Origin of the sequence: Isoptericola sp. NPDC060257 (assembly GCF_042726645.1) — a bacterium.
GTDB lineage: Bacteria > Actinomycetota > Actinomycetes > Actinomycetales > Cellulomonadaceae > Isoptericola > Isoptericola nanjingensis.
Genome location: NZ_JBHXAW010000080.1, coordinates 1 through 15,693, shown reverse-complemented (window position 1 = coordinate 15,693; position 15,693 = coordinate 1). Strand labels below are relative to the sequence as shown.

Here is a 15,693-nt window from a genome sequence, read left to right as displayed (position 1 = left end):
TGCCCCCGGTGCTCGTCGTCCTGAGCGTGGCCGGCGGCCTGCTGGTGATGGCCGGACCGCTCAAGGCGTTCCTCATGGCACGGCTCAAGGGCACCGACGAGGCTGTTCGAGTAGCCCCACTCGTTGTCGTACCAGGAGACGACCTTGACCTGGTTGCCGATCACCTTGGTGAGCTTCGCGTCGTAGATGCTCTGGTGCGGGTTGGTGACGATGTCCGTCGAGACGATGTCGTCCTCGACGTACTCGAGCACGCCCTTGAGGGGACCCTCGGCGGCGGCCTTGACCGCGGCGTTGACCTCCTCGACCGTGACCTCCTTGGGGGCCTCGAAGGTGAGGTCCGTGGCCGAGCCGGTGATGACCGGGACGCGCAGGGCGTAGCCGTCGAGCTTGCCCTTGAGCTCCGGGAGCACCAGGGCGACGGCCTTGGCGGCACCCGTGGTGGTCGGCACGATGTTCTGCGCGGCGGCGCGGGCGCGGCGGAGGTCCTTGTGCGGGCCGTCCTGCAGGTTCTGGTCGCCGGTGTACGCGTGGATCGTCGTCATGAGGCCGCGCTCGATGCCGATCGAGTCGTTGAGGGCCTTGGCGAGCGGCGCGAGGCAGTTCGTCGTGCAGGACGCGTTCGAGATGATGTGGTGCGCGGCCGGGTCGTACTGGTCGTTGTTCACACCCATGACGAAGGTCGCGTCCTCGTTCTTCGCCGGGGCGGAGATGATGACCTTCTTGGCGCCGGCGTCGATGTGCGCCTTGGCCTTGGTGGCGTCGGTGAAGAAGCCGGTGGACTCGATGACGATGTCCGCGCCCAGCTCGCCCCAGGGGAGGTTCGCGGGGTCGCGCTCGGCGAGCGCACGGATCTTCTGGCCGTCGACGATGATGTTGTCGTCGTCGAAGTCGACCGACTTCGGGAAGCGGCCCAGCACCGTGTCGTACTTGAGCAGGTGGGCCAGAGTCTTGTTGTCGGTCAGGTCGTTGACGCCGACGACCTCGATGTCCGCACCCGACTCCACGAGAGCGCGGTAGAAGTTCCGTCCGATCCGACCGAAGCCGTTGATCCCGACGCGGATGGTCACGATTGCCCTCCTCAGGGCGCGCCGGTGAGATCCCGACGCACACGGTTGATGCCGACTTCCGCACGCCGCGAGGGGCGTGCTGATGATTCACGTCGTGACCCCGGAACCACCCGACGTTCTTCCACCGGGCGGTCAGCCTCGGGTCACGTCGTCGTCACCTGACGGAATGAGCCTATACCCGAAACCGCGGTGCCGCTGACCCTCGACGGCCTCGTGAGACATGTGGTCTGACCATATGGACGCCGCGGCTCGCCGGCCACGGCCGGCGACCGGCGGACGGCGGACGCCCGGGCGCGCGACGGCGTCAGAGGTCCAGCAGCTCCGGGCTCAGGCCGGCCTCGGTGTCCGGGATCCCGACGTCGATGGCCCGCTTGTCCGCCGTCGACAGGAGGCGCCGGATCCGGCCCGCGACCGCGTCCTTGGACAGCGGCGGGTCGGCCAGCTGCCCGAGCTCCTCCAGCGACGCCTGCTTGTGCGCCAGGCGCAGCTCCCCCGCCTGCCGCAGGTGCTCGGGCACGTCCTCGCCCAGGATCTCGAAGGCGCGCTGCACCCGTGCGCCCGCCGCGACGGCGGCGCGCGCCGACCGCCGCAGGTTCGCGTCGTCGAAGTTCGCGAGCCGGTTGGCGGTGCCGCGCACCTCGCGGCGCGCGCGCCGCTCCTCCCAGATCTCGCGGGTGCGCACCGCGCCCATCCGGCGCAGGATCTCCCCGATCGCCTCGCCGTCGCGCACCACGACGCGGTCCACGCCCCGCACCTCTCGCGACTTCGCCTGCACGCCCAGGCGCCGCGCGGCGCCGACCAGGGCGAGCGCCGCCTCGGGCCCGGGGCACGTGACCTCCAGCGCCATGGAACGGCCCGGCTCCGTGAGCGACCCGTGCGCGAGGAACGCACCACGCCACACCGCCTCCGCCTCCACGACTCCCGCCGACACGACCTCCGGGGCGAGACCGCGCACCGGCCGCCCCCGGGAGTCCAGCAGGCCCGTCTGGCGGGCGAGAGACTCGCCGTCGCGCACCACGCGCACCACGTACCGGTTGTTCTTGCGCAGGCCCCCGGCCTGCACCACGATCAGGTCGCTCGTGTGCCCGTAGAGCTCCGTGATCGACTGCCGCAGCCTCGCCGCGGCCGCCTCGTCGTCCAGCTCCGCCTCGATCACCACGCGGCCCGAGATGATGTGCAGCCCGCCGGAGAACCGCAGCGTCGCCGAGACCTCCGCCTTGCGGCACGACGTCCGGGTCACCTTGATCCGCGCGAGCTCGTCCTTCACCTCTGCCGTCAGCGCCATGGCGTCATCCTGCCACGCGAGGCAAGCACCCTGAGCCGTCGGCGGAGCCCCACCGGGACCCGTCACACGTCCCCGTAGACGCCCTCGAACACGTCGCGATAGGCCGCCGCCAGGCGCAGCGGGTCGTGGCGCGCCGTCCCGTCGCCGCGACGGACCTGCCGCATGAGCAGCCGCGCACCCATCGCCTGGGCGGCGTCGGCGAGCTCGTCGACGTCCTCGACGGCGGACGGGTCGGCCAGCACCGCGTCCACGCGCAGCCCGGGCGCGTGCCGGAACAACGCCTCGAGGTGGTCGGTCGCGGTGAGCCCCTGGGTCTCGCCGCGCTCGGCGGCCAGGTTGAGAGTCACGCACACCCGCGCGTCGGTCTCGTGCAAGGCCTTCGCGAGCTCCGGCACCAGCAGGTGCACCAGCACCGACGAGTACCAGGATCCCGGGCCCAGCACGACCCAGTCCGCGGTGCGGACCGCCTCCACCGCCTCCGGGCACGCCGGCGGGTCCGCCGGCACCAGCCGCAGCTGCTCGATCCGCCCCTCGGACACGGCGACACGGCTCTGCCCGACGACGGTGTCGAGCGTCGCGACGCCGTCGCGGCGCACGTCCGCCTCGACCACGAGGGGCACCGACGCCATGGGCAGCACGCGCCCCCGCGCGCCGAGCAGCCGGCCGACCCAGTCGAGCCCCGTCACCGTGTCACCGAGCAGCTCCCACAGCGCGACGATCAGGAGGTTGCCCATGGCGTGCTTGTCCAGGCTGCCGCCCGACACGAACCGGTGCTGCAGCAGGTCGCTCCAGGTGCGGCCCCACTCGGAGTCGTCGCACAGCGCCGCGAGCGCCATCCGGAGGTCGCCGGGCGGCAGCACGTCGAGCTCGTCACGCAGGCGGCCCGACGACCCACCGTCGTCCGCGACGGTCACGACGGCGGTCAGCCGGTCGGACATCAGACGCAGCGCGGACAGGCTCGCGAACAGCCCGTGCCCTCCCCCGAGCGCCGTCACCGCCGGCGCCCCCGGGCTCGCGACCGGCGTCGTCACTCCTTCCCCAGGTCGCGCGCGGTGAGGGAGACCCGCTGGCCCGCGTCCCGCAGCCGCTGGGCGATCTCGCCCGCGATCGCGACCGAGCGGTGCTTCCCCCCGGTGCACCCCACCGCGATCGTCACGTACCGCTTCTCCTCGGCCAGGTAGCCGGCGAGGACCGGCTCGAGCGCGGCCACGTACCGGTCCACGAACTCCCGCGCCCCGGGCCGGGCGAGCACGTACTCCCGCACCGGGGCGTCGCGGCCCGTGAGGTGACGCAGCTCGGTGATCCAGTACGGGTTCGCCAGGAAACGGACGTCCACGACGTGGTCGGCGTCGAGGGGGATGCCGTACTTGAAGCCGAACGCGAGCACGTTCACGCGCAGCGCGTCGGGGGCGCCGTCCGCGATGGCGGCGCGCACCTCGCGCGCGAGGTCGTGCACCGACAGCTCCGACGTGTCGATGACGACGTCGGCGCGCTCGGCGATCGACGCGAGCGCGCGGCGCTCCTCGCCGATGCCGTCGAGGATCCGCCCCTCGCCCTGCAGGGGGTGCGGTCGGCGGACGCTCTCGTAGCGCCGCACCAGGGTCTCGTCGCGCGCGTCGAGGAACAGGATCCGGTAGTTCACCCCGGCGTCGCGCAGGTGCTGCAGGACCCGGGTGAGCTCGGCGAAGTACTCCCGCCCGCGCACGTCGACCACGACCGCGAGCCGCTCCACGGACGAGCCCGCCCGGGTCATGAGGTCGACGAGCGGCACGATCATCATCGGCGGCAGGTTGTCGACCACGAACCAGTCGAGGTCCTCGAGGACGCCCGCGGCACGCGAGCGGCCGGCGCCCGACATGCCGGTGATGATCAGCACCTCCGGCTCGGACTGCTCCGGGGCGGGGGTCGTGGCCTCGATCTCGGGGATGCCCTGCGGGACGGTGATGGGGTCCGGCTCGCTCATGCGCCCAGCATGCCAGGGCCCGCCGCGTCCTGGCTGGTCGGCGCGCTGCTCCGGTCGGCGGTGGCGTCGGCCGAGCTGTCGTCGGCGGCGCCGGCTGAGGTGACGTCGGCGCGGGTGGCGGGCTCCGACGCGTCGGAGCTCCCTGCGGCGCCGGGGCCGCCGCCGAGCGCCGCGACGACGGCCTCGGCGGTGCGGCGACCCATGCCGCGCACCTGGGCGATCTCGTCGACGCTCGCCGCGCGCAGCTTCTTGACCGAGCCGAACGTGCTCAGCAGCGCCTTGCGCCGCGCCGGTCCGAGGCCCGGCACCTCGTCGAGCGCCGAGGTCATCATCCCCTTGCTCCGGCGCTGCCGGTGCGCCGTGATGGCGCGCCGGTGCGCCTCGTCGCGCACCCGCTGGAGCAGGTACAACGCCTCGGAGGAGCGCTGCAGGATCACCGGGTAGTCCTCACCGGGGAGCCACACCTCCTCGAGCCGCTTCGCGAGCCCGCACAGCGCGACGTCGGTGACCCCCAGCTCGTCCAGGGCGCGCTGGGCCGCCGCCACCTGGGGCGGGCCGCCGTCGACCACGACGAGGTTGGGCGGGTAGGCGAACCGCTTGCGCTCCCCCGCCTCCCTCGCCTGCTCTGCGGGAACCTCGCCCGACCGAGGGCGGGCGACCTGGGGCGGGCGCCCGTCCTCGTCGCTGTCGTCGAGCTCCACCTCGCCCGACGCCAGCCGGTCGGCCAGGTAGCGGCGGAACCGGCGGGTGATGACCTCGTGCATGGCTGCCGTGTCGTCCCGCGCCCCGTCACCCTCGGGACCCCGGACCGAGAAGGTGCGGTACTCGCTCTTGCGCGGCAGCCCGTCCTCGAAGACGACCATCGACGCGGACTGGTAGGTGCCCTGGGTGTGCGAGACGTCGTAGCACTCGATGCGCAGGGGCGCCGACTCGAGGCCCAGCGCCTCCTGGATCTCGCGGAGCGCCTGGCTGCGGGTGGTGAGGTCGCCGGCACGGCGGGTGCGGTGCAGCGCGAGAGCGTGCTCCGCGTTGGCCCTGACCGTGGCGGCGAGCTCGCGCTTGTCGCCGCGCTGCGGCACCCGCAGCTCCACGCGAGCACCGCGCAGCCCCGTCAGCCAGGCCGTCATCTGCGCCGGGTCGGGGGGAAGCACCGGGACCAGCACCTCGCGCGGGACGGCGTCGCGCGCCTCGCGGCGTGCCGCCGCGCGTCCCTCGACGTCGAGGTCGGCCTCCTCCGCCGCCGTGCGCGCGTCCTCGACGGCGCCGTACACCTGCTGCAGCAGGTGCTCCACGAGCTCCGCGTCCGTGACGTCCTCGACCTTCTCCACGACCCAGCCGCGCTGCCCGCGGATGCGTCCGCCGCGCACGTGGAACACCTGGACGGCGGCCTCGAGCTCGTCGCCCGCGAGCGCGAAGATGTCGGCGTCGGTCGCGTCGGGGAGCACGACGGCGTTCTTCTCCGTGGCCCGGCGCAGCGCCTGGATGTCGTCGCGCAGCCGGGCGGCCTGCTCGTACTCCATGGACGCGGCGGCCTCGTTCATCCGCGCGGTGAGGCGCCGCTCGAACCGCTGCGTGTCGCCGGCCATGAAGTCGCAGAAGTCCTGCGCCAGCTGCTTGTGGTCGTCGACGGTGATCCGACCGACGCAGGGCGCCGAGCACTTGTCGATGTAGCCCAGCAGGCACGGTCGGCCCGTCTGGTGGGCACGGCGGTACACGCCGGCCGAGCAGGTGCGGATCGGGAAGACCCGCAGCAGGAGGTCGAGGGTCTCGCGGATCGCCCAGGCGTGGCCGTACGGCCCGAAGTACCGCGTGCCGGGGCGCTTGGCCCCGCGCATCACCTGGGCGCGCGGCACCTCCTCCGCCATGGTCACCGCGAGGTACGGGTACGACTTGTCGTCGCGGTACTTCACGTTGAACCGCGGGTCGTACTCCTTGATCCACGAGTACTCGAGCGCCAGGGCCTCGACCTCGGTGCCCACCACCGTCCACTCCACCGACGCCGCCGTGGTCACCATGCTCTGCGTGCGGTGGTGCAGGTGGGCGACGTCCTGGAAGTAGTTCGACAGCCGCGCCCGGAGGTTCTTCGCCTTGCCCACGTAGATCACGCGGCCGTGCGCGTCGCGGAACCGGTAGACGCCGGGTGACGTGGGGATCTCCCCCGGCTTCGGGCGGTAGGTCGCTGGGTCGGCCATGCCGTCAGCCTAGGTCAGGCCACCGACGCCCCCGGCGCCGCGGTGGGCGGCCCCGGGGGCCGGCGGCCGCTACTTCATCGTCCCCGCCGTGACGGACCCCTGGAGCTGGCGCTGGAAGATCAGGTAGGCGATGAGCACCGGCACGATCGTCACGACCACCGCCGCGAACATCGCGCCGAAGTCCACGGCGTACCCCGCCGACGACACGAACGCGGCCAGCCGCTGGGACAGCACGTAGTTCTGCTGCTCGGGGTTCAGCGCGATCGGCAGGATGAACTGGTTCCACAGGCCCAGGAAGTTGAAGATCGCCACCGACGCCATGCCGGGTCTCGCCATGGGCAGCATCACCTGGAAGAAGGTCCGCCAGTTCCCCGCCCCGTCGATCGCCGCGGCCTCGGCGATGTCGTCCGGCAGCCCTCGGAAGAACGCGTAGAGGAAGAACACCGTGAAGGGCAGCGCGAACGCCACGTACACCACGATCAGCCCCGGCAGCGTGCCGAGCAGGGCGGCGTTCTGGAGCACGAAGAACAGCGGGACGATCGCGAGGAAGACGGGGAACGTCAGGCCCGCCAGCATGAGGTAGTAGATGGCCCGCCGCCCGGGGAACTCGAACCGGGCGAGCACGTAGGCGCACATCGCCCCCAGGAGCATCACGAGCACCAGCGCGGACCCCACCACGATGATCGTGTTCACGAAGGCACGGCCGATCTGGGCGTCGACCCACGCGTTCTCGTAGTTCGTGAACGACCAGTGCTCCGGCAACGAGAACGGCGACGCGAAGATCTCCGCGCTCGTCTTGAAGGAGCCGATGAGCACCCAGACCATCGGTGCGATGACGAGGATGCACCAGATCACGAGGACGGTGTGCGAGACCCCGGCGGCGAGGCGGTCGCCGCCCGCCGCGCGTGCGGCCCGGGTCCGTGGGACGGCACGTGCCGCGCGCGGCACCGCCTCGGCGTGGGCGGTCATCCCCGGCCCCTCTCGCTCCGGCCGCCGGCGAGGCGGTTCACGGTGAACACCAGCGCGGCGAACACCAGGGTCACGATCGCCATCGCCACGCCCATCGCGCTGGCGTAGCCGAACTTCCCCTCCGTGAACGCCGTGCGGAACAGCTGCTGGGACATCACGAGCGTCGAGTTGTCGGGGCCGCCCTGCGGGTTGAGCGCCTGCACGTACACGAACAGGTCGAGCGCGATGATCCCCAGGTAGATGTAGGCGGTCTGCACGTTGTCCCGGATGAGCGGCAGCGTGATGGACCACGAGGTCCGCCACCGCCCGGCGCCGTCGATCCGCGCAGCCTCGTAGATCTCCGACGGGACGCCCTTGATCGCCGCGATGAAGAGCAGCATGTAGAAGCCGACGAAGCCCCACACCACCACGAACATCGTCACGGGCATCGCCGTGCCCACGTTCCCCAGCCACGCGAACGACTGGAACCGGTCGAGCCCCAGCCCCGTGAGGATGCCGTTGACCAGACCGTTGCTCGGGTCGAGGATCAGGCGCCACATGATGCCGACGGCGATCGCCGGGATCACGTACGGGAAGAGAGACACGACCCGGTAGAAGCCCGACCCGCGGACGCCCCGGACCTGTCCCCTCCCCGCTCCGCCCACCGTGATGAGGATCGCGAACGTCAGCGCGATGACGATGGTGATGAGCGGGATGAACAGGCCGAACATCACGCTGTTCCCGACGGCGTTGACGAACCGCGGGTCCTGCAGCAGCGTCGTGAAGTTCGCCAGGCCCACGACGTCGAACTCGGTCGTGAAGCCCGACCAGTTGGTGAGGGCGTAGAACGCGGCCTGGACGAACGGCCAGATCACGAAGACCAGGAAGAGCGCGAGCGGGAGACCGAGGAAGACGACGAAGAAGCTCACGGTGTCGAACGACCACCCGCCCAGCCGCCCCCAGCGGGGCCCGCGCCCGGGCCCCGCAGGAGCTCCCTCGCCGGCGGGCAGGACCTGCCCGGCGCCGGGGATGGCGGTCATGACACCTCGATCTTGTCGATCGTGTCGTCGTTCGCGATACGGTCCGTGATCGCCTGCAGCTCCTTGGTGAGGTCCGCCACCGACTTCTTGCCGTCGAGGAAGGAGTTCCAGATCGGGAGCTGCTCCTGGTTCATGCCGTACGTGTTGACGAAGTTGAACGTGAAGATGTCGGTCCCGGCCGCGCTGAGCATCTCGGTCTGCGACACCAGCGCCGTCGACCCGAACCCGTCGGCGGGGACGATGTCCTTCACGATCGTCGGGGCCAGCTTCGTCTTGGAGAAGTTCGTCGCGGCCTCCTTCGAGAGCATGACCCGCAGCAGCTCCTTGCCGCCCGCGACGCTCTTGGCCTGCGACGGCACGATGAACGGCTCGCCGGCGGTCGAGTGCAGCGCCGTGGCGGGCATCGCCGGGCTCGCGGTGACCGAGAAGCTCGGGACGCCCTTCATCTGGAAGTCGGACGCCGTCTGGTCCTTCATCTCGTTCTCGATCCAGGAGCCCGACGGGTAGAGCAGCGCCTCCTGCTTGTTGCTCCACTGCGCCTGGGCCGCGGTGAACTGCGTGCCCGACCCGCCGGGCTTGAAGTACCCGGCGTCGATGATCTCCTTCATGATCGTGAAGGTCGCCTGGAGCGAGTCGTTGGACCAGCAGTCCGGCTCGAGGTTCTCGAGCGCCAGCCGGACCTCGTCGCCGCCCTCCTTGATGGCCGACTCGATCGCGAGGGTCTGGTAGTACGTCGCGGCCTCGGTGCCCCACAGGAAGAGGTACTTGCCGGCCTTCTTCGCCTCCGCGCCGAGGGCCTTGGCCTCCTCCCACGTGGCGGGCGGCGTCCAGCCGTTCTTGTCGAAGAGGCTGCCCGAGTACCAGACGCCGTAGACGGTGAGCACGTAGTTGAGCGCCGCGAACTTGTCCCCGTAGGTGCCCGGGGCGAGGACGCCCTCGTACAGGGTGTCGCGGATGGTCGTGCCCTCGACGTTGGGCGCGTCGATGATGTCGGTGAGGTCCTCGAGCTGGTCGAGGATCGTGTTGAACCCGATCGACTGGGCGCCCGAGTTGTCCACCAGGTCGGGCGGGTTGCCGCCGACGAACCGCGGCTGCAGCTCCGTGGCGATCTGCGTCGAGGGCGAGACCTTGACGGTCGATCCGGCGTGCAGGCCGGCGAGGACCTTCCCGGCGAACTCGACGTAGTCGACGCCGTAGCCGCCGTCGAAGATCACGGCGTCGACCGTGGTGTTCTCGGCCATGCCGAACGGGTTCTTCGCGTCCGTGGAGCCGCCGGTCGCGGCGCTCGTGGTCGCCTCGCCGCCGCCACCGCCCGTGGCGCATGCCGCGAGCGGGAGGCCGAACGGGACGGCGGCGGCCGTGTACATCACGGCGCGGAGCACCGACCGGCGGGAGGGCTGGGGGGTGATGTTGCTCTGGTCAGTGGTGAAGTTGCTGGTCATCGTCGTTGATGCCCTTCGTGTCAGGGTGCGTCGCTCGACGCCCCGTCAACCGTGCTGCTCTGCCCGCTCAGGCCCTGCGCCGACCTCCTCGTCTCGCACCGTGAGGCGTTGCGGCGGGTTCCGCACCGCTCACGGAAATATCTCCCATCCACCACGGGGATGGAGTGGAAAATATTCACGCGCGGTCGCCACGTCAACCGCCCACACGACAGTGTGACCGGACTGGTATAGATCACCCGCTCGGGTGCGGGTGGCCCCTTACGAGGCGGGTGCCGCGAGCCGCACGGGCGCCGGCTCGACGATGACCGCGAAGTTGACCGACCGTGCGATGAAGCACAGGGCGTGCGCGCGGTGGTGGAGCTCCGCCACGGCCTCGTCCGTCGCCTGCGGGCCCGCGTCGACGGTCACCCGGGGTCGCAGCGTGACGTCGGTGAACTGCCCCTCGCCCCGGGACTCCACCCGCATCGTGCCGGTCGTGTCGTCCACGTACTCGCGGACCACCAGGCCGTGCTCGGCGGCCAGGTGGAGGAACCACAGCATGTGGCACTGCGCGAGGCTCGCGACGAACAGCTCCTCCGGGTTGTGCCGCGCCGGGTCACCACGGAACGCCGGGTCGGCGCTCCCGAGCAGCGGCGGCTTGCCCGAGACCAGGACCGTGTGGTCCCGGGAGTACGACGTGTAGGACGTCGTGCCCGGACCGCCACCGGGGTCGGAGGCCCCGGCCTCGGCAGCATCGGGCCAGGCGACGGTCACGGCGTAGTTGTGGTGCGCTCCCATGGCCACACGCTAGGACGTCAGGCGGCGCTGCGCTTACCGGGACGCTTCGACGCGGTCTTCCCCTTCGTCGTCGCCTTCCCCGAACCCTTCGTCGTGCCCTTCGCCGAGCTCCGCGCACGCGGCGCCGACGACGCCGAGGTCGCGGCGGCGGACCTCGCCCGGCCGGCAGGGGTCGCCGTCGGCACGGGCGGGTGCTCCTGGAGGATCGGCGCGAGGAACTGGCCCGTGTGGCTCGCCGCGACCTGCGCGACGTCCTCGGGCGTGCCCTCCGCCACGACCGTCCCGCCGCCGGAGCCGCCCTCCGGCCCCATGTCGACGATCCAGTCGGCGCTCTTGATGACGTCGAGGTTGTGCTCGATGACGAGGACGGTGTTGCCCTTCTCCACCAGCGACTGCAGCACGCCGAGCAGCTTGCGGATGTCCTCGAAGTGCAGGCCCGTGGTCGGCTCGTCCAGGACGTAGATCGTGCGACCCGTGGAGCGCTTCTGCAGCTCGCTCGCAAGCTTGACCCGCTGCGCCTCGCCGCCCGAGAGCGTCGGCGCCGGCTGCCCGAGGCGGACGTAGCCGAGACCCACCTCGACCAGCGTGGTGAGGTAGCGCGAGATCGCGGGGAACGCGGCGAAGAACTCCGCGGCCTCCTCGATCGGCATGTCCAGCACGTCCGCGACCGTCTTGCCCTTGAAGTGCACCTCGAGGGTCTCGCGGTTGTACCGCGCGCCGTGGCACACCTCGCACGGCACGTAGACGTCGGGCAGGAAGTTCATCTCGATCTTCAGCGTGCCGTCGCCCGCGCACGCCTCGCAGCGCCCGCCCTTGACGTTGAAGGAGAAGCGGCCCGGCCCGTAGCCGCGGACCTTCGCCTCCTCGGTCTCCGCGAAGATCTTGCGGATCCGGTCCCACACGCCCGTGTAGGTGGCCGGGTTGGAGCGCGGCGTGCGCCCGATCGGCCCCTGGTCGACGTGCACCACCTTGTCGAGCTGGTCCACGCCCGTGACCCGGGTGTGCCGGCCCGCCACCTGGCGCGCGCCGTTGAGCTCGTTCGCGAGCACGGTGTGCAGGATCGAGTTGACCAGCGTCGACTTGCCGGACCCCGAGACGCCCGTGACCGCCGTGAGCACGCCGAGCGGGAAGGACACGTCGATCCCCCGCAGGTTGTTCTCCCGGGCGCCGACGACCGTGACCTTCCGGCCGGGGTCGGTCGCGCGACGCTCCGCGGGCAGCGCGATGCTGCGCCGCCCGGAGAGGTAGGCGCCGGTCATCGAGCCCTCGGCCTCGAGGAGCCCGGCATAGTCGCCCGAGTGCACGACGCGGCCGCCGTGCTCGCCCGCGCCGGGGCCGACGTCGACGATCCAGTCTGCCGCGCGGATCGTGTCCTCGTCGTGCTCGACGACGATCAGCGTGTTGCCGAGGTCCCGCAGGCGGGTCAGCGTCTCGATGAGGCGGCGGTTGTCGCGCTGGTGCAGGCCGATCGAGGGCTCGTCGAGCACGTACAGCACGCCGACGAGGCCGGAGCCGATCTGGGTGGCGAGCCGGATGCGCTGGGCCTCGCCGCCGGACAGGGTGCCCGCCGGACGCTCGAGCGACAGGTAGTGCAGGCCCACGTCGACGAGGAAGCCGAGCCGGGCGTGGATCTCCTTGAGGACCTCTGCCGCGATCGCGCGCTCGCGCTCGCCCAGCTCGAGCCCGTCGAGGAAGGTCTTGGCCTGGTCGATCGGCAGCCTGCACACGTCCCAGATCGACTTGCCGCCGACGGTGACCGCGAGGACCTCGGGCTTGAGCCGTGCCCCCGAGCACACGGGGCACGGGACCTCGCGCATGTAGGCCTCGTACTTCTCCTTCGACCAGTCGGACTCGGTCTCCCGGTGCCGCCGCTCCAGGAAGGTCACCGCGCCCTCGAAGCCGGTGGAGTACTGCCGCTCGCGGCCCCACCGGTTCTTGTACCGCACGTGCACCTGGTGGTTGCGGCCGAACAGGATCGCGTCACGGGCGCGCTGCGGCAGCGCGCGCCACGGCACGTCCATGGAGAAGCTCATCTCCTCCGCCAGCGCGGTGAGCACCCGCTCGAAGTACTCCGACGACGTCTGCGCCCACGGCACCACGGCACCGTCGCGCAGGGTCCTCTCCTCGTCCGGCACGACGAGGTCGGCGTCGACCTCGAGGCGGAAGCCGATGCCGGTGCACTCCGGGCACGCGCCGTACGGGGCGTTGAAGGAGAACGTGCGCGGCTCGATCTCGTCGAGCGCGAGCGGGTGGTCGTTGGGGCACGCCCGCTTCTCCGAGAACTTGCGCACCCGGTCGACGTCGTCGATGTCGGCGTCGACGAGCTCCACCATGACCAGGCCGCCCGCGAGGCGCAGCGCGGTCTCCACCGAGTCGGTGAGCCGGCGCTGGACGCCGTCGCGCGACACGAGGCGGTCGACGACGACCTCGATGTCGTGCTTGAGCTTCTTCTCGAGCGTGGGCGGGCTGGTCAGCTGCACCACCTCGCCGTCGACCCGCGCGCGGGCGAAACCCTGCGTCTGCAGCTCGGCGAACAGGTCGGCGTACTCGCCCTTGCGCCCGCGCACGACGGGTGCGAGCACCTGGTAGCGCGTGCCCTCCGGCAGCTCGAGGAGCTTGTCGACGATCTGCTGCGGCGTCTGCGAGCGGACCGGCTCGCCGCACACGGGGCAGTGCTGCGTCCCCGCGCGGGCGAAGAGCAGGCGCAGGTAGTCGTAGACCTCGGTGATCGTGCCGACCGTCGACCGCGGGTTGCGGTTGGTCGACTTCTGGTCGATCGACACCGCGGGCGACAGGCCCTCGATGAAGTCGACGTCGGGCTTGTCCATCTGGCCGAGGAACTGGCGGGCGTACGCGGAGAGCGACTCCACGTAGCGACGCTGCCCCTCGGCGAAGATCGTGTCGAACGCCAGGGAGGACTTCCCCGAGCCCGACAGCCCGGTGAAGACGATCAGCTCGTCGCGCGGGAGATCGAGCTCGATGTTGCGCAGATTGTGCTCGCGGGCGCCGGAGATGACGAGGCGGTTGCTCACCCGGGCATCTTACGTCGGGACGCCGACATTCGTACAGGCGTTCTATACCTTTCGGGGCCTTTTCGTGTGCCTGACCGGTCACACCCGGCCGCCTGACCCGCTCCCGGACTCCCCCGGCCCGCGACCGCACGGGGTGCTTGGATACGGCCATGTCCGTCTACGCCGTCACGTACGTCTACGTCACCGACCCCGACCGCCTCGCGGAGGTCCGACCGGAGCACCGGGAGTTCCTCCGTGGCCTGCACGAGAGCGGCACGCTGCGCGTGTCCGGCCCGCTGCCCGCGACGCCGGACGGCGAGCCCGGCGGCGCGCTCCTGGTCGTCGAGGCCGACGACGCGACCGGCGCGCTCGAGCTGCTCGCGGCCGACCCCATGCGGCGCGAGGGTCTGGTCGCGCACCGCGCGGCGCGGGAGTTCGTGCCCGTGATCGGCGGGTTCGCCGCCTGACGCCGGACGACGCGCACAGGCCCCGAACGGCGTGCCGTCCGGGGCCTGTGCGCTCGTGTCGTCAGCGGCCCGAGGACTCCGGCCCGGAGGATGCGGGAGCGGATCCGGGCTCCGACGCCACGTCCTGCGTCTCCGGTGCCGCCGTCGTCGACGACGCCGCACCCGCTGCGTCCGCCGCGCCCGCCGGCGCCGCGTCCTTCGCGGCGACCGCGGCGGTCCGCCGCGTCTTCGCCAGGCTCGCGACGGTCGCGATCGCGATCGAGCCGAGGATCACGGCGAGGGACAGCCAGATCGGGATCTCGGGCGCCCAGGCGACGTGCTCGCCCCCGTTGATGAACGGGAGCGTGTTGGTGTGCAGCGCCTCGAGGATGAGCTTGACGCCGATGAACCCGAGGATGACCGCCAGGGCGATCGGCAGGTACACCAGCCGCTCGAGCAGGCCGCCGAGCAGGAAGTAGAGCTGCCGCAGGCCCATGAGGGCGAAGATGTTCGCGGTGAAGACGATGAACGGGTCCTTCGTCAGCCCGAAGATCGCGGGGATCGAGTCGAGCGCGAACAGCAGGTCCGTGGAGCCGATCGCGACGAACACCACGAGCATCGGGGTGAACAGCTTCTTGCCGTCGACCACCGTGCGCACCTTCGCGCCGTCGTACTCCTGGCTCACCGGCAGCACGCGGCGGAGCAGGCGGATCGCGACGTTCTCCTTGAACTCCTCCTCGTCGTCGCCCCCCGCCACGAGCTTGACCGCCGTGTAGATGAGGAACGCGCCGAAGAGGTAGAAGACCCACACGAACTGCTCGAGGATCGCCGCCCCCGCGAGGATGAACGCCCCGCGCAGCACCAGCGCGATGATGATGCCGACCATCAGCACCATCTGCTGGTGCCGCTTCGGCACCGCGAACCGCGACATGATGATGACGAAGACGAACAGGTTGTCCACGCTCAGGGAGTACTCCGTGAGCCAGCCGGCGTAGAACTCCCCGGCGGGGGCGGTGCCGCCCACCGCGAGCACGATCAGCCCGAACACCAGCGCCAGGGCGACGTAGAAGCCGACCCACAGGCCGCTCTCCTTCATGCTCGGCACGTGGGGGCGCCTGCCGACGATGGCGAGGTCGACGGCGAGCAGGACGATCAGCGCCGCGAGCGACGCCCACTCGAACCAGACCGGCAGCTCGTGGATCATGCGTCTCCTTCGGAGGTGGGTGTCGGCGAGGCCGTGGCACGGGCCCGACGGTCACGCCGGTCGCGCGCCAGGGAGGCGATCGTCGTGACGGCGAGCACCACCACGATGAAGCTGAGGGACAGCGTCGTCGAGATCTCGGGGATCGCCTCGACGTGCTGCCCGCCGTTGATGAACGGCAGCTCGTTGGTGTGCAGGGCGTGGATCACCAGCTTGACACCGATGAAGCCGAGGATCGCCGCGAGGCCGTAGTTGAGGTAGACGAGGCGGTCCAGGAGGCCGTCCACGAGGAAGTAGAGCTGCCGCAGGCCGAGCAGGGAG

General features: G+C 71.2%; 12 protein-coding genes and 1 pseudogene. 1 reads left to right on the top strand and 12 read right to left on the bottom strand.

All coding sequences use genetic code 11. The features are described from left to right. The 10 genes from gap to uvrA all read right to left on the bottom strand — a co-directional run. On the bottom strand, positions 1-1,067 hold a 1,067-nt coding region (gene gap, locus ACFWEK_RS08940; protein ID WP_430553812.1), incomplete at its 3' end, for a type I glyceraldehyde-3-phosphate dehydrogenase. Between the two features lie 304 nt (positions 1,068-1,371). Then, the gene (gene whiA / locus ACFWEK_RS08935; protein WP_430546146.1) at positions 1,372-2,352 is read right to left on the bottom strand and encodes a DNA-binding protein WhiA; all 981 of its coding nucleotides are present in this window, start codon (positions 2,350-2,352) and stop codon (positions 1,372-1,374) included. 62 nt (positions 2,353-2,414) lie between these two features. Next, on the bottom strand, positions 2,415-3,383 hold the full coding sequence (yvcK, locus tag ACFWEK_RS08930; RefSeq protein WP_430546147.1) for a uridine diphosphate-N-acetylglucosamine-binding protein YvcK: 969 nt from the start codon (positions 3,381-3,383) through the stop codon (positions 2,415-2,417). Then, positions 3,380-4,315: an RNase adapter RapZ gene (gene rapZ, locus ACFWEK_RS08925; RefSeq protein WP_430546148.1), complete on the bottom strand. Its 936-nt coding sequence runs from the start codon at positions 4,313-4,315 to the stop codon at positions 3,380-3,382. The genes yvcK and rapZ overlap by 4 nt, the downstream gene beginning before the upstream one ends. Beyond that, positions 4,312-6,507: an excinuclease ABC subunit UvrC gene (gene uvrC / locus ACFWEK_RS08920; RefSeq protein WP_430546149.1), complete on the bottom strand. Its 2,196-nt coding sequence runs from the start codon at positions 6,505-6,507 to the stop codon at positions 4,312-4,314. Before uvrC ends, rapZ begins: the two co-directional genes overlap by 4 nt. A 69-nt stretch (positions 6,508-6,576) precedes the next feature. Next, positions 6,577-7,476 carry a carbohydrate ABC transporter permease gene (locus ACFWEK_RS08915; RefSeq protein WP_430546150.1) on the bottom strand — a complete coding sequence of 300 codons (900 nt, stop codon included), beginning with the start codon at positions 7,474-7,476 and terminating at the stop codon, positions 6,577-6,579. Next, positions 7,473-8,495 carry a carbohydrate ABC transporter permease gene (locus ACFWEK_RS08910; protein WP_430553811.1) on the bottom strand — a complete coding sequence of 341 codons (1,023 nt, stop codon included), beginning with the start codon at positions 8,493-8,495 and terminating at the stop codon, positions 7,473-7,475. Before ACFWEK_RS08910 ends, ACFWEK_RS08915 begins: the two co-directional genes overlap by 4 nt. Further along, positions 8,492-9,937, bottom strand: coding sequence for an N-acetylglucosamine/diacetylchitobiose ABC transporter substrate-binding protein (ngcE, locus tag ACFWEK_RS08905; RefSeq protein ID WP_430546152.1), 1,446 nt, complete (start codon positions 9,935-9,937; stop codon positions 8,492-8,494). The genes ACFWEK_RS08910 and ngcE overlap by 4 nt, the downstream gene beginning before the upstream one ends. 258 nt (positions 9,938-10,195) lie before the next feature. Further along, complete coding sequence (locus ACFWEK_RS08900) at positions 10,196-10,714, bottom strand: OsmC family protein (protein WP_430546153.1); 519 nt, start codon at positions 10,712-10,714, stop codon at positions 10,196-10,198. A 17-nt stretch (positions 10,715-10,731) separates the two neighbouring features. Further along, positions 10,732-13,746, bottom strand: a complete 3,015-nt coding sequence (gene uvrA, locus ACFWEK_RS08895) for an excinuclease ABC subunit UvrA (RefSeq protein ID WP_430546154.1) — start codon at positions 13,744-13,746, stop codon at positions 10,732-10,734. Positions 13,747-13,895: 149 nt separating this feature from the next. On the opposite strand from uvrA, the gene ACFWEK_RS08890 reads away from it, so the two are divergent. Then, positions 13,896-14,192, top strand: a complete 297-nt coding sequence (locus ACFWEK_RS08890) for a YciI family protein (protein ID WP_429763395.1) — start codon at positions 13,896-13,898, stop codon at positions 14,190-14,192. Positions 14,193-14,253: 61 nt separating this feature from the next. Here the strand turns inward: ACFWEK_RS08890 and ACFWEK_RS08885 are convergent, their stop codons facing one another. Beyond that, positions 14,254-15,375, bottom strand: a complete 1,122-nt coding sequence (locus ACFWEK_RS08885; protein ID WP_430546155.1) for a TerC family protein — start codon at positions 15,373-15,375, stop codon at positions 14,254-14,256. Further along, positions 15,372-15,693 (bottom strand): annotated as a pseudogene (locus ACFWEK_RS08880) (TerC family protein); the annotation flags it as partial. The pseudogene ACFWEK_RS08880 and the gene ACFWEK_RS08885, both read right to left, overlap by 4 nt.

Excerpts from the sequence above, each read along its gene's own strand:
- ACFWEK_RS08890 (WP_429763395.1), top strand. The coding sequence starts at position 13,896 with ATGTCCGTCTACGCCGTCACGTACGTCTACGTCACCGACCCCGACCGC.
- ACFWEK_RS08885 (WP_430546155.1), bottom strand. The coding sequence starts at position 15,375 with ATGATCCACGAGCTGCCGGTCTGGTTCGAGTGGGCGTCGCTCGCGGCG.
- whiA (WP_430546146.1), bottom strand. The coding sequence starts at position 2,352 with ATGGCGCTGACGGCAGAGGTGAAGGACGAGCTCGCGCGGATCAAGGTG.
- ACFWEK_RS08915 (WP_430546150.1), bottom strand. The coding sequence starts at position 7,476 with ATGACCGCCCACGCCGAGGCGGTGCCGCGCGCGGCACGTGCCGTCCCA.
- uvrC (WP_430546149.1), bottom strand. The coding sequence starts at position 6,507 with ATGGCCGACCCAGCGACCTACCGCCCGAAGCCGGGGGAGATCCCCACG.
- ngcE (WP_430546152.1), bottom strand. The coding sequence starts at position 9,937 with ATGACCAGCAACTTCACCACTGACCAGAGCAACATCACCCCCCAGCCC.
- ACFWEK_RS08900 (WP_430546153.1), bottom strand. The coding sequence starts at position 10,714 with ATGGGAGCGCACCACAACTACGCCGTGACCGTCGCCTGGCCCGATGCT.
- ACFWEK_RS08910 (WP_430553811.1), bottom strand. The coding sequence starts at position 8,495 with ATGACCGCCATCCCCGGCGCCGGGCAGGTCCTGCCCGCCGGCGAGGGA.
- rapZ (WP_430546148.1), bottom strand. The coding sequence starts at position 4,315 with ATGAGCGAGCCGGACCCCATCACCGTCCCGCAGGGCATCCCCGAGATC.